Consider the following 15,645-nt stretch of genomic DNA (forward strand, 5'->3'; position numbering starts at 1 on the left):
TATATATTCAGCTTGACGATATGGAAAAATCTGATGTACAAGCCATGAAACTTCATGCAAATTTAGGAGTATGTTATTTACAAACTAAAGAATATAAATTGGCTGAAGAATATTTTGAAAAAGCTTTAAAGATAAATAAAGAGGATGATATTACGCTAACAAATATAGGAATCCTTAATTCACTTCAAGGCAATAATAAGAAAGCGAAGAAGTATTTATTAAAAGCAAAAGAACATTGTCAAAGCCCAAATCAAATGAATGCTATCGAATCTTGGCTTAAAAAAGTAGATACTATCTAATTTTATAGTAAAGTCAAAGAATCTAAAGGTGGAGAAAATGGACTTTTGTTACTTTTTCTCCACCTTATTTGTGTCAATTGTAGCGTTAATTTATTGATAGACAATTGGTTAAATACCTGTCCTTATTTTACTCTATATCTCTTATATATTCCACTTCATCTAATTTGCCTTTTCTTAATATTGTAAAGTCGAGAGACAATCATTGATGTACTTTCTACAACTCAACTATATAGTTACTTCTTTAAATAAATCGATGCTTTCGATTTTTGAAATGAAATTATTATGAAAAAATTACTACTCTTTTTCAGTGCTTATTTTATAGTAATGCTTCAAGCATTTTCTGTTTTTGCACAAGAAGAAACACCAGCTCAAACTTTCTACATTGACTTTGGATATGCGGATTCAGAATTAGATGATGATGGAAATCCTAAGGGTCAAGAAACGACTATGGATGCCAATGGTAACTATTGGACTAACGTAACAAATCAAAATTATGATGCTCCTCTAGTCGATATCATTAACTCGGATAATGAAGCAACAGGATACCAAGTGGATATGATTAGTTCATTTGGTAAATTAGGTAAAGCTTATGGAGGATTAGAAACTCCAGAAGCAGAAAAATTAGATGATATTGCAGTAGGATCAGCTACTGAAGATTACTTTTATCTTGGTCACCCTTATGAAGAAGCTTTAATTCAGTTTAAAGGGTTAGATCCTAACAAAAAATATAAATTCTCGATCTTTGGATCAAGAGGTGGTGGAGTTCCAGATTGGACTTCAGGCTACAAAGTAGAAGGCGTAAACGTTTCAATTGGTACTTTACAAACATCAGTTGGTTTCAAAGGAAATACAGAAAATATATTCATTTCTGATGGTATTTTCCCGAATGCTTTAGGTGATATCATGTTTACGCTAACTAGAGAAACTCAAACAGATGATCCTGAAGCTTATAATGCTGCTTATGTCAACTTAATTAAGATTGAGGAGTTTGAAACAAGTGATGAATATGTGGCTGTTACAGGTTTAGAGCTTACAATTGATCCAATCGATAGCCCATTAGCCAATAAAAAAGCAAATGTAACTTTACTTCCAGAAAATGCTACGGTAAGAACGATTGATTGGTCATCTTCAGATGAGTCAATTGCAATTGTTGATGCAAACGGTATGATTCATCCAAAAATGAATGGCACGGTTGAAATTACCGCAACAAGTACTGATAATGCTGGAGCAATTTCACAAACAGTTGAAGTTGTTATCTCAGGACAAACGAATGAATTGTATTTAGGAGGAACTGCTTTAGATAAAGAACAAGCGCAGAAGTTCTTGTACAGAGATGAATTGACGGGAGCATTAAGTAATTTATTCTATGCTTATGTACCTTTGTTAGAAGAGCAAGATTTTTATTTCTATCATATGGATGAAGAAGGAAATGAAGTTGCATATGGTGTAGATAATGAAGGAAATTTAGTAAAAGATGGATTCCAAATTACAGTGCCAACAACAGGTCCTTATAGAGTGATGGTGGATTTTAATGCAGGAGTGTATGAACTTTTACCAATCACCAACTGGAAGATAGTAGGTACTCAAACACCAGGTTCATGGCCAGGAGATGGTCTCGAAATTGCCTATGAAGGAGGTAGCATTTGGTCTTCTACAATTACTTTAGCAAGAGAAGAAGGTGAATCATACAATGGAATTATTTTTAAGATGAATGATCTTGGAGATGCTTTGTATGGCACTATGACAGCTGATTTCTCTCAACTTAGTTATTTAAGCCAAGCAGATCGTTTTGGTGGAGTAAGAAACATTGATATTCAAGATGGAGAATATAAAATCACACTAAACTTTGAAGACTATTCATACAAATTTGAATCAGTTGGTGAAGATGATCCGTTTGGAATTACTTTTAGTGGTTCTTCAGTGGCACAAGGTTGGGGTTCTGTGGATGGTCATACTGGATATGCAAAATTATATCATGATTTATTGATAGAGCGTTCAAATAGTCAATTAGGAGAAGCTTGGAACTACAATAATGTTTCAATAGGTGGTGATAACACAATCAAAATGTTGAATCGTTACAACTTACATGTTACTTCATCTGGAACTAAGTATGTGGTATATGGATTGTCGTTAGCAAATGAAGGGATTATGTCAGGAGGACAGCCTATTTTTGATCAGTTTAGAGATAATTTATTACAATTAATCGAACAAACAAGAGCAGATGGTAAAGTTCCAGTTATCATGAATAACTATGCCAATGGTTTGTATAATGAAGAACATTATGCCTTTATCAAAGAAATGAATTTATTGATTCATCAGTGGGATGTACCTTCGTTCAATGCTTTAGGAGCCTTGGATAATGGAATGGGGCAATTTGTAGATAGCGAAGTTCCAGAAGAAAATTATGAAAGCGATACAGCTCATCCAAATGATTTAGGACACGCTGAGTTTTTCCATAGCATGGTACCGTCATTATTTGATGCCTTACATGCTGAAAAACCACTTCCAACAAGAATGTCTGAAACAAGTTTATCTTTATCAGATAATCAAAATGTAAATGATATTTCATTCACTCCTGATGGAGAAGTACACTCATTTACAAGTGTATTATCTTTCAAAACTACTGCCGAAGGTACTTTAGTTTCATTTTCAAATGCTGAAGTAGAAACCAACGGAACATTAGCTTTAACTGCTGAAGGAAAATTAGAATATACTTCACCTAGTGGCGCAACTATTTTATGTGAGAAAGTAGTGAATGATAATATGTGGCATACTTTGACTCTAACATATTACTATGCTTGGGGTAAAACTTTACTATATGTTGATGCAGAAATGGGGGGTAATGTTGATGAGCAGTTATTACCTTCTATGTTTACTGTACACAATATTGAAAGTGCTGAATCATTGGAAGTAAAAGAATGGTTCTTCTATCGCGCAGGAATGAATGCTGAGGAAATTGCTGCCTTGCAAGAAGGAGCAATGCTAAAATCAAGCTTAGAGGTTTATGCACCTTTCTCAAATGATGTAAAAGAGGGAACTTTCTTAAATAACTATGCTCAAAGTACTGTTCAATTATCAAGTACAATTGACAAAGTAGATCAGGTGATTGATTTTGGTCAAATTGAAGATAAAACTTATGGAGATGAAGCATTCACTTTATCAGCAACTGTGGACAGTGAACTTGATTTGGTATTTACTTCTTCAGATGAAAATGTAATCTCTATTGATGGAAATACAGCAACAATTATAGGATCAGGTGAGGTGACAATTACAGTTTCTCAAGAAGGAACAGCCTATTACAATTCTGCGACAGCTTCTTCTACATTTTCTATTGCAAAAGCAGATCAAACGATCCTTTTTGATTTAGTAGAAACTATCAATGTAACAGAAGGAAGTATCACATTAAGTGCTTCAGCGTCATCAGAAATGGAGATTTCTTTTAGTTCTTCTGATGAAAGTGTAGTATCTATTGAAGGAAATATAGCGACTTTAATTAAAGCAGGAGAGGTAACAATTACTGCGACACAAGTAGGTAATAATAACTACAATGAAGCTACTACTCAGAATACTTTAACAGTAGAAGAAGAGCAAGTAACTTCATTAAGAAATGATTTAGAGAAGATCAATGTATATCCTAACCCAACAAGTAATTTCTTCAAATTACAATGGAATGTTGAAGCAGTAACGATCAACTCTGTCAATGGTAATTTAGTGAAAACATTTACTGGGAATTCAGCACAATATGATGTGTCTGACCTAGCAAAAGGAACGTACTTTCTACTCATTGAAACAGGAAGTGGTACTAAATATTCAAAACTCTTAATTGAGTAAAAATGGTTGGTTTCTCAACCAATGAAATGAAATAATCGAGACCGACATCTCGAGGAAAAAGCAATAACTTTTTGAATAGTTTACTAGAATTTCTAGCCTCTATTATTCAGGTTATTGCTTTTTTATTATCCATACTTAAATATAAAAAGCTATGAAATGGAATTTTTATGTTATTTCTCAACTCATTTTATTACTAACTTTATCACAAACAATTCTTGCTCAATCTGACAATCTTCCTAGAGGTGCTTATCAAATGCCTTATGTTCGTTATGAAGCAGAAAATGCAATAATTTCCAATGGAAAGCCTTACCACAGTAAGTTTTTTGCGGTAGAAGAAACAGCGTCTGAAGCCTCTAATCAAAAGTATGTAAGTTTACAAAATAATGGAGCTTCAATGGAATGGCAAGCTACTTCAGAAGGGAATGGATTGACCATTCGTTTTACCATAGAAGACAAGGAAAATGGTGGAGGAAAGTCAAGCCAACTTAACTTATATATTGATGGTGAATATGTAAAAACAATTGGGTTGTCATCTTATTGGGCTTGGCAATATTACCCTTATTCAGATAGTTCCAATGACCCATCTAATTTTCCCTCAGACCGTCCTAGAATGCGTTTTGATGAACTTCATTTTAGAGTTGCTCAGTCTATTCAAGAGGGGCAAACAATTACTTTAAAAAAGGAAAATGATGACGGAATTGAAGTAGGGATTGATTTTGTTGAACTAGAAAATACGCCCTCTGCAATAGCAAAACCTGAAGGCTATGTTGATGTTAGAAATCATGGGGCAGTGGCCAATGATGGACAAGATGATATAACCGCTTTCAGAAATGCGATTAATGAGGCTAAAAATCAAGGAACTGGCGTTTATATTCCACCTGGAACTTTCAATCTTTCTGACAACATCCGATTAACAACAGATAACATGGCTTTTGTTGGGGCAGGGATGTGGCATACAGAGCTATTCTTTACTCAAGAAGGACGTTTTCAAGGAGGCATTTCTTGTAGAGCATCCAATTTGGAGATTGCCAACTTTTATATAAATACGGTCAATGATCAACGTTTTATCAATGGAGATTATGTAGATCACAAAGGAATTGCAGGCGTTTTTGGAACGGACTCACATATACATGATGTATGGGTCACTCACTTTGAAACAGGAGCATGGATTGCGGATTATAATCAAAATCCTACGATTACAAATCAATTGGTTTTTGAAAACAATAGGATACGAAACAATTACGCAGACGGCATTAATCTCGCACAAGGAACATCCACAACGACGATCCGTCACAATGACTTTAGAAGCAATAGTGATGACGCCATTGCTATTTGGCCTTCCAATGGTAATGGTGCTACTGAACCCACTGCCAATTTAATTTATAATAATACGATTGAGTTTAATATTCGAGCAGGAGGGATTGCTATATTTGGAGGAAATAGTCATCAAGTACATCATAATTTAGTGCGTGATGCTTTTGCAAGTTCTGGTCTAAGAGTAACCACAGATTTTGATGGTTATCATTTTGAAAATAATAGTGATATAGCTATTTATGAAAATACATTTGTTAATTGTGGAACAAGTGTAGATCTATGGAATAATCATCGGGGTGCCATTGAAATTAAGGCAAGTCGGTTTCCAATTCAAAACATTAATTTCAGAAACAATACCATTTTAAATGCTCAACGTCATGCAATTCAGTTGAGTGGACAACATGCACTATCTGTTAGTTTTGAAAATACAATAATTGATGGTACTGGAGTAGATAACATTGTACTTTCCAATATTACTCCAGAAATGGGAGGAAGTGCAATTGTCAGTTCAGCACATCAAGGAACTGCAATTTTTAACGGTATTCAATTAAATAATATAGAAGCATCTCCGACATTTTATAATAAAAGAGAAGCCTTTAACTTAGAAGTAAATAATGAGAGTTCTATTTACCCAATTTCGAATACTTTTTTAGTTGATTTTGGTCCAAATGATGGTACAAATGGAGATGAGACTTTAACTGAAAGTTGGAACAATATCATCAATATTTCAGAAGGAGGGAATTTTAATGTGGTGAGTGATCATAATGAAGCAATTGAAATTGAATTAATAACAGCTTTTTTGAGAAACGGAAAAAATCACGGTGGATTGTATTATCCATCTACACATTTGGGAGCTTTTAATGAAGCTTCTGCAACGATTGATTACTTTTTTGTAACTGATCAAGGAAAACTAAAAATCAAGGGATTGGATACAACAAAAGCCTATCAGTTTTCAATTTTCGCATCAAGAGAAACAGCTTCAAAAAGAGTTTCAAAATATACATTGAAAGGCAGAAATGAAGGTGTTTTTTTCCTTCAAACTTCAGGGAGCCTTATTGGTGGAACTGGATACAATGGTAATCAGTATAACATTTTAAACTCGACTTATATTTATCCTAAAACAGATGGTACTATCGATTTGGAAGTAGCCGTTGATGAAGGGAGTTTTGCATATCTCAATGCTTTAAAAATTGTTGAATTGAACGATGGTTTTCCAGTGATGAATACCCCTCCAGCTGTAGCTGAAGTTGAGCCAATAAATTTACCAGCAGGTACATTTAATCATACATTAAATGTATTAGCTACTGATTCAGAAAATGATCATCTCACTTATGAATTTGTACAATTAGTTGGTGAAGAATTGGAATTGATATCTTCAGAAAATGAACTTACAATAGAAGGACTTCAAAATGGTCAAAATTATACTATAAAAGTAATTGTGAGTGATGTTGAATTTTCCATTGAGAAAGAAATTAATATTCAAGTGGCCGCATCATTAACACAAGAGATTACAGCTTTTGAATTGATGGATAGTGTTTCTATTCTTGAAGAGAATATTGCTTTATCAGCCAGCTCCACTTCCGAATTACCTATTGAATTTTCTTTATCAGATGAAACATTGGCGACGTTAGAAACCGATAATTTAACACCTCTCAAAAGTGGACTTTTAGAAATTACGGCTCATCAAAATGGCAATCACATGTATGCTGCAGCTAATCCTGTGACAAAAGTGTTGAAGATTTACAAAGAACCACAAAGTTTACAGTTAAATCAATATCCCGACTCTTTGGATAAAGCGTTATTAGAATATAACCTTCCATTACATTCTGAAGAGGGTTTACCCTTAAAATATCTGTCGTCCAATGAGGATATCTTATCTATTAAAGAAGGAAATATTGCAGAGTTACATACAGTAGGAGAAGTGCAATTAATCATCCAACAAGAGGGTGATCATTACTATTTAGCTTTAGAAGAAATTCAACATCAATTGATCATTATGGAAAAAAATGTTCCCAATACTGAAACGGTTACTAGTCTAAGTTATCCGATTAAGAATGACGTATTATTTTATCCTAATCCATCATCAGGATTGTTGAAAATTAATACTTCTTTTGATAGTATTTTAATATACAATTATGAAGGGAAAAAGGTCTTTGAGAGTAAAGAGCAACGCCCTTATTTTGAATTAGGCCATCTTCCCTCAGGAGGATATATTATTCATCTAGAAATAGAAGGTAATCGACTCCAAAAAAAGTGGTTTAGATTATAATGAAAAAGCCATCCTTTACGTGATAAAGGATGGCTTTTACTTTACCAATTATTATTAAATTGATAAACTTTGTTTTAGCTAACGTTAAATAATACCCTATTAGCATTTGATCACTATTAAATTTTGGGTATACATAAAATGAAAGATACCTTTATGCCTTGAGATTGTAGGAAAGTATTTTATGAGTGTTGTGATCATTTATATTTGCGGGTATTGTAATATTTTATAAAGGAACCAATAGACAGCTGTGGATCCTAATAGGCAGTTCCCAAGTGGTTATGTTGGAATTGTAGATAAGCATGTGATAGGTACGTTTCTTTATTAATAGTTGAAGAATAACAAAATAATATTCAAGTAAATGATCTACACCAATTTTTTCTTGCAAAATTATATTATAAATCGAGACCATTCCTTGTGGTTCTAATATCAAGTCCTTTTTAATTATGGAAGAAACATTAAACAAATTAATTGAGATATATAAAAAAGTAGCAGAAAATTCTGATAACTTTACTATACATGGATGTAGGGAACATGAAATAGAAGACGTCGAAAAATCACTTGATATTCAGCTTCCGAATGAATTAAAAATGTTTTTTACTAAGATAAATGGACTGCAATCTTTAGATGGAGGACTCGATAATGGCTCATTTTTAAAAATCAACAATATCTGTTATTTATATGAAGTTTACCCCGAGTTAATTGAAACTTATTTAGAGACAGATGAAGATTTTAATTTTGAATGGTTAAAGAATAGTATTGTATTAGCAGGGTTAAATGAAGAAACAATGTTTTTGTTAGTAGAGGAACATCAATCTTACAAATATTACAAATATGGTGCTTACATACCTGGTTTTCTTCAATATTCAACATTAGAAGAATATTTAAATAAATATATCAAATATTTAAATAACATTGATAACGATAATTATTTGATTAACCATAATTAATGATGATGTAAACAAGGAAAATTAAAGTTCAAAAATTTTATAAATTATGAAAAATGAAGTTTATAATAACCCTGATAAAAAGTTCTCAAAAAAAATAATTTATGAAGTTGTATCTTGGGGAATAATTTCATTAACATCCTTAATGTCAGTTGTTTTTTTGAAGAATTTGTTTATGATATTCACATTTATCCTCTCCTCGTTAAGTGTTTTGTATATGATAAACTTTACTGTTAAAGAAGAGAAAAGAAAAGTGTTACATATTTTTTTGACTGAAAACTCTTTTTTATTTGAATCTTCAATTGAGACAAGGGAGGTGCCTTTTGATAAGATAAGAGAAATTGTTATTTATAAAGGTGAGATATACTTCAAAATTAAGGACAATATTATTTTAGAAACAGTTATTATTAAAAGGCCCGCAGATCTTCTTGTTAAAACATTAAGGAACATTGGAAATAAAACTTAATATTAAAGGAGTTTAAACACCTCACTTTTCGAAAAAGTTATGCGATAGCGCCACTACGAACTCGTACATTGTTTACGTTTCCTAAATAAAACAATATACCAAACCAATCAGATTATTCTCAAGGTGTGATAGTTAGCATTGGAATGATTGTAAAATATATTGAGTACTAAATAGTTTTTCCTGATCTATTTTTATCAATATTTGAAATATAGTCTTGAATTTGCTTCAATCTCAACTCCTAATTTTGAAGCATTAGATGATGAAATGGCTTTTATAATACAACTTTTGCTAATCAAGAATTCAAAAAAACAGATGAAAAATTTAAATATCTTTAAGGTTAAAATCCTTTTTACTATAATTTCAATTATAAGTTTTACAAAAGTTTATTGTCAGGATATCAATATTCTTGAAGATTATGATTCAATACAAATTGATTTTAATTATAGTCATAGCTATGAATTAAAAAAATCATTATTTAAGAATTATAAAAATAATAACAAATGGGTTCATTATTTTGAAGGTCTGACAAATGATAAAATTAGTTCTATGAAATTTGGAACAGCAATATCTGATTCATTATCAAATTATGTTGAGAAATTTATTAAAGATAAAGGATTTATTAATTTCAAAGCTGCTGATTTTGAGAATATTGAGGGGTATGGTGATGATACATGGGTAAGCCTTTATTTATATAAAAATAATGAAACAAAAATATATAATTTAATTATTGATAAACCTTATGAAGCTTACACTCAAAGAATGCAAGACTTTTTAAGATTCACGAATATGTTAGAGAAGCATCATATTGTGAAAAGATTATATGATTAATATGGAAATTATTAAGCTTTCCCACTGTTCGTTGTGTTAAGCCAATAGGTGTCACTACGAACTCGAACATTGTTTACGTTTAGAATTTTAAACAATATACCAAGCCAATCTACCCACCTAGATTGGCTTGTTTGATTACAATTAATTTACATCAAGAATTATTCATCCCAAAAGAACACAAATTTCCTATCTCTTCTTTTTTCTGAGATTTAATTTGATGAAAGTAAAATTCTAACAAAAGATCCTTTTTATTCAAAAATTACATGCTCAAGTAGAATTTCTTTCTGCTGACCATCTCTTTCAATCACTAAGGTTCGAGTATCACTTTCATCTCTAGTTGATAAAATAGAGCACCATGTATTTTCATCGATATCAACCATACTTTCCCCATTCATTGAGATCACTTGATCATTGATTTTTAAGCCTTTTATCTGTGCTTCTGTGTTTTCATAAATCTGACGAATAAACACATTACCTTCTTTATAACTTAGGGAGTAGCCAAATTCTTTTTTACCCTTGTAGGGAAGCGAATTTCGTTTAAAATACATTTTGTTTTTATTCCAATCTAGAAGTATGTGGTAGTATTTAAAAACTCCAGACCCAATAGAATTATGATCTTTTCCTGAGAAAATTATACTTTGATTTTTTAGGTCAATTCCATTTCCTAATGAATAATTATCAACTTTTCCTTTGAATGAATTTTGTATGTTTTCTTGACCGTAAATTCCAACACTTGAAACGCCATATCCTTTATGCAAAGGCGTATTTATTTTCTTTGCTAAATTTTCATTTAAACTCACTTCTCCACCAAACCCAAAATCAATGAGGTTGTTTAATACTTTTTGACCATTTAGATAAGTGGTGATAGATGGTACACCTCCAAATCCTTCATGAAATTTTATTGCTTTATAATCACCAACCGATTTCCCAAGATTTGTGACTTTATTCGCGATAGTGATTTCCTTTTTTTCAAAATCAATAGACCATGTAGCATGTCTCAAAAGATTACTGCCAATTAAACCATCTACATCCAGACATTTAATCGTTGGAATGTTCCTTAGGTCCATAATAGTGGCTGTAATATCATGAAAAGGATTATCGCCAATTTTTATCTCCTGTACATTGACAAAATCCTGTATTTTGTAATTATTATCAACATCATAAACTTTTTTAGACATTAAAACTTTCGCATTTAATGCTTTTTTCATTTCTGGAGAAATAATAGAAGTCATGGCTCCAGTGTCAAAAATGAAGCTGTATGTTTTCCCATTTAATTCAGCTTTTAGTACAATTAAACCCAATCTAGTTTCGAATGGAATAACTGTTTTAAATTCTTTCGTTGTTGTAGACCCAGAATTAATCATTCTTCTGATTTGACTACTACAACCTAAGGTGAAAAATGTAAGTAATAAAAGGAAGGTATTTTTTGTTTTTAGCATGGTATAAGAATGAAATTTGTTTGTTTTGTAATATAAAAAAAAAGTCATTAATTCTTACATTGAATTAATGACTTTTAACTATTAAACACTTTGTTTTTCTTTGAATTCAGAAGGTGTCATTCCAAATTCTACTTTAAAGCATTTACTAAAATATTTCGGATCATTAAAACCACTTTGGTAAGCAATTTCAGAGATATTTAACTCTGGATCTTTCATCAAATCAGCTGCAAATTTTAATCGAATATTTTTAATGAATTCATTAATTGAGAGGTTAGTAGTGGCTTTTACTTTTCGTAATAAATGTCTTCTACTCATTCCGAAATGATTGGTAAAGTCATCTACTCCAAAATTGAAATTGTCTATATTTTCTTTCACTACTTGTATAGCTTGCTCAAGGAAATCATCTTTAGAAACATTCGTATCGACTTTGTGTAAACTCAATGAAGGATTTGCTTGGAATTTCTCCATCATTTTAAGTCGAGTTTGAGACATATTGACCAATTTCTTTCGAAGAATATTGACATCAAAAGGTTTAATGATGTAATCATCCGCGCCCGCATTATAACCATTCCATTTTGTTTCTTCACCTGAATAAGCTGTCAAGAGAATAACAGGAATATGAGAAGTCTGAGGTTCATTCTTAATCAATTTACATAATTCAGGACCATTGAGTTCAGGCATCATAATATCAGACAATATATAATCAGGACTATACTCTAAGGCTTTTTCAAGTCCTATTTTACCATTTTCAGCCAAAAGAATATTAAAGTCATTTTTAAGATTTAAATGGATGAAATTACGTATGTCTTCATTGTCTTCAACTACTAATAGCGTTTGTAAATTTTCTTGCTCATTGGTAGAAGCTATTGTTGTCGTTTCAGTATTAATGTCAAAATTTTCTTCTTCTTTTTCAGGGATGAAAGTAGGGGTGTCTTTCTTCTCATGTAAAGCTAAGAATTCATCACCGATATTAAGTTTAATAAAGAATGAACTACCTTGTCCTTCCGTACTTTTTAGTTCTATTTCAGCATGATGAAGATCCACTAATTGCTTGATTAAAGCCAAACCAATTCCTGATCCTTTCGTTTGTTGATTGATTTTATTGTTTGCTTGATAATATAGATCAAAAATATGATTCTGATTTTCTTGAGAAATCCCCATGCCAGAATCCTTAATTTCTATAGTTAAGATTTCTTCTTTTATTTCATGAATAGTAATGGAAACCTCTTTTCCATCAGGCGTATATTTAAAGGCATTGGATAGTAAATTTGTGATAATATTATCCATTTTTTGCACATCAAACCATAGGTTATATTTCTTATGAAAAGTATTGAAGTGATAGTCAATATTTTTCTTTTTTGCTAAATAAGTAAATGATTTGTAGATGTTGGAAGTGAATTCAACGATGTCATTTTCAGTGGCTTTCAATTGCATATTACCAGATTCTAATTTTCTAAAATCTAGTAATTGATTGACATTTTTAAGAAGACGATTTGCATTGCGATACATGATTTCATAGTCCGTTTGTGGATCTTGACTTTTCATCTGCATCAATTGCTTTAATGGTCCTAAAATAAGTGTCAGTGGTGTTCTTAATTCATGAGAAATATTGGTAAAGAAACGAATCTTGGCTTCATTATTATCTTGAACTTCCTGTAATAAGTTATTGATATTTTCTGCTTGAATTTCTAATTCGTTATTCTTTTCTTTTAAATCATGATTATTGTCTTCCAGTAAGGCATTGATCTCTTTAATTTTAAAAGTTGCCGCATCGACTTTTTCAGATAAAATTCTCTTTTGCTCTTTCAGCTGCTTTTCTCTTAATCTAACAATTAACCAAATGAAAGAGATAAAAGCGATGAAGCTAAGGGCTTGAAACCATGTTCTTTGCCAAAAAGGAGGGATGATTTCAATCGCTAGGGTTGTAGGAGAATCGCTCCAAATACCGTCATTATTGGTCGCCTTAACTTTAAAAATATAATTGCCCGGGTTCAAGTTAGTATAATGAGCCGCACGAGATTGGTCTGCATTATTCCAATCTTTATCAAATCCTTCAAGTTTGTAAGCGTACTTATTTTTTGAAGGAAGCAAAAAGTTTAAAGCAGAAAATTCAAAAGAAAGAAAGTTTTGATTATATGGCAATGATATACTTTCTGTCATATCAATTGGCTGATCTAAAATTTCATTTTCTATAGAAACGTCTTTATTAAATAATTTTAATTTTGAAATGACTGTAGAAGGTTTTACAGGATTAAGCCAAATTTCTTCTGGTGTAAAAAAGTTAAAACCATTATTACCTCCAAAATACATTTTTCCTGTGCTTGCTTTAAATCCAGCTTGTGCTTTAAAATCTAAACCTTGTAAACCATCTTCCACTGTAAAAGTATGGAAATCAGGAGTCTCAGGAGTATGGATAGCGTTGATGAATTTAATTAAGCCTTTGTTTGTACTGACCCACAAATTGCCGATTTCATCTTCTTGAATTGAAGTAATACCATTTGAAGGTAGTCCATTTTCTACAGTATATTTATGAAAACTATCAGAACTTCGATCGAGGAATATCAATCCTCCTCGAGTGCCTAACCAAAGATTATGATTGCTGTCTAGATGAGAACAAATTGTAGAATTAAAAGCGACTTTATAAGAACTATTTATTCGTGTAAAATCATTTGTTTTATCATTAAAGATGTCGATGGTAGAACCAGACTGAATCATTAACGTTCCTTTTTCATCTTCAAATATTTTTGTGATAAAATCATTGGAAATACTTTTAGGGTTGCCTTCTGAATGACGGTATTTTTTAAAGCTTTTATGAATAGGATCAAATTTATTTAACCCTCCATGCATTGTACCGATCCAAATTTCACCATTCGAACGATGAAATATTGCACTAACATCATTGGCACTAATTGATTTTTCATTTTTAGCATCATGCTTAAAAACTTGAATTTTACCCGTCTTAAGATCATAAATATTCAAGCCACCATTAAAAGTACCGATCCAAAGTTGATTTTTTTGATCTAAGAAAAGATCCAATACAACATTAGAAGTTAAACCTTTTTTGGAGTCAATAACTTCCGTTACTTTTTGATGATTGTATACATTAATTCCTCCACCATCAGTACCTACATAAATATCACCGTTTTTAGCTTCTTCAAAAGAAAGAATATGTTTATTAGAAAGTGCCGTTTTTTTTACATGATGAAAATCTTTATCCCATTTACTAAAATAATTTACTCCACCATTATATGTTCCAATAAATAGAATATCTGCCTTGTGATCATACAGAAGACTATGTATAGAGTTGCTATTCAGTGAATTGTCAACAAAATCATTGGATTGAATATGAGAAATTTCTTGTGATTTTGTTTTGATTACATTTAAACCTCCACCTTCAGTACCCACATAGATATTTCCATTCTTATCACCATCGATACATAAAACACTGTTGTGACTTAAACCGTTTTGTGTTGAGAAAGAAACAAAAGATTCTCCTTCTGATGAAAAGCGATTGATACCACCACCAAGTGTTCCTATCCAAAGCTGATGTAATTCATCTTCATAAATTGCCCTAATATTATTACTAGAAATAGAAGAAGAATTGCTAGGGACATTTAAGTATTTCTTGATGAATTTATTTTCTACTTGTAATTTATAAAGCCCATTTGTAGTTCCAACCCAAAGCGATTGATCCTCATCTTCATAGATACATCTGACATCCTCTTTTACACCAATTTTTTGTCCATTTTTATTTAGGTAAAAGGAATGAAAAGAATTGGTTTTGTAATCATATAAATCAAGTCCTTTGGCTGTTCCAATCCATAATCTTCCTTGCGTATCCTGAAAAACAGCATTTACACGATCGCTACTAATACTTCCTTTTACTTTAGGTGAATTTTTATACCATTGAAAAGCATCATTTTTTCTATCATATAAATTTAGACCACCAAAATAAGTAGCAATCCAAAGATTTCCTTTGTTGTCTTCTGTGATATCAGAAATAAAATCACTTGAAAGTGAAGTACTATCTCCTTCTACTAATTTGTAGGTTTTGACATCATTGCCATTGTATCGACTTATACCATCAATTCCACCTATCCATAGGTATCCTTTCTGATCTAATTCCAAACATTTTGCCCAACTATGGTTAAGGCCTTTTTCTATAGTCAGATACTCAAACTTTAAAGAATGTTGAGCAAAAAGATGAGTTGTAAGTAGTAGAGTGATTACGAATAAAATGTAAGGTTTCATCAAA

8 protein-coding genes are annotated in these 15,645 nt (G+C 31.6%); 6 read left to right on the forward strand and 2 right to left on the reverse strand.

The features are described from left to right. Window positions 1-20: 20 nt before the first annotated feature. The 6 genes from ACXAHM_RS12960 to ACXAHM_RS12985 all read left to right on the forward strand — a co-directional run bounded on the left by ACXAHM_RS12960 (window position 21) and on the right by ACXAHM_RS12985 (window position 9,951). On the forward strand, window positions 21-299 hold the full coding sequence (locus ACXAHM_RS12960; protein ID WP_474960869.1) for a tetratricopeptide repeat protein: 279 nt from the start codon (window positions 21-23) through the stop codon (window positions 297-299). A 282-nt stretch (window positions 300-581) separates the two neighbouring features. Further along, window positions 582-4,130 (forward strand): T9SS type A sorting domain-containing protein, encoded by a 3,549-nt coding sequence (locus ACXAHM_RS12965; protein WP_474960870.1) that lies wholly within the window; start codon window positions 582-584, stop codon window positions 4,128-4,130. A gap of 151 nt (window positions 4,131-4,281) precedes the next feature. After that, complete coding sequence (locus ACXAHM_RS12970; RefSeq protein ID WP_474960871.1) at window positions 4,282-7,713, forward strand: T9SS type A sorting domain-containing protein; 3,432 nt, start codon at window positions 4,282-4,284, stop codon at window positions 7,711-7,713. 443 nt (window positions 7,714-8,156) lie between these two features. Beyond that, on the forward strand, window positions 8,157-8,660 hold the full coding sequence (locus ACXAHM_RS12975; RefSeq protein WP_474960872.1) for an SMI1/KNR4 family protein: 504 nt from the start codon (window positions 8,157-8,159) through the stop codon (window positions 8,658-8,660). 46 nt (window positions 8,661-8,706) lie between these two features. After that, entirely contained in the window at window positions 8,707-9,123 is a 417-nt protein-coding gene (locus ACXAHM_RS12980; protein ID WP_474960873.1) for a hypothetical protein, read from the forward strand. Window positions 9,124-9,324: 201 nt separating this feature from the next. Further along, window positions 9,325-9,951, forward strand: coding sequence for a hypothetical protein (locus ACXAHM_RS12985; RefSeq protein WP_474960874.1), 627 nt, complete (start codon window positions 9,325-9,327; stop codon window positions 9,949-9,951). A 248-nt stretch (window positions 9,952-10,199) separates the two neighbouring features. Here ACXAHM_RS12985 and ACXAHM_RS12990 read toward each other — a convergent pair whose 3' ends face one another. Both ACXAHM_RS12990 and ACXAHM_RS12995 read right to left on the reverse strand, forming a co-directional pair. Beyond that, window positions 10,200-11,390 carry an aspartyl protease family protein gene (locus tag ACXAHM_RS12990; RefSeq protein WP_474960875.1) on the reverse strand — a complete coding sequence of 397 codons (1,191 nt, stop codon included), beginning with the start codon at window positions 11,388-11,390 and terminating at the stop codon, window positions 10,200-10,202. Between the two features lie 81 nt (window positions 11,391-11,471). After that, entirely contained in the window at window positions 11,472-15,641 is a 4,170-nt protein-coding gene (locus ACXAHM_RS12995) for a hybrid sensor histidine kinase/response regulator transcription factor (RefSeq protein ID WP_474960876.1), read from the reverse strand. Window positions 15,642-15,645 lie beyond the last annotated feature (4 nt).

It is taken from the genome of Flammeovirga sp. AWQ4_249, assembly GCF_056161045.1.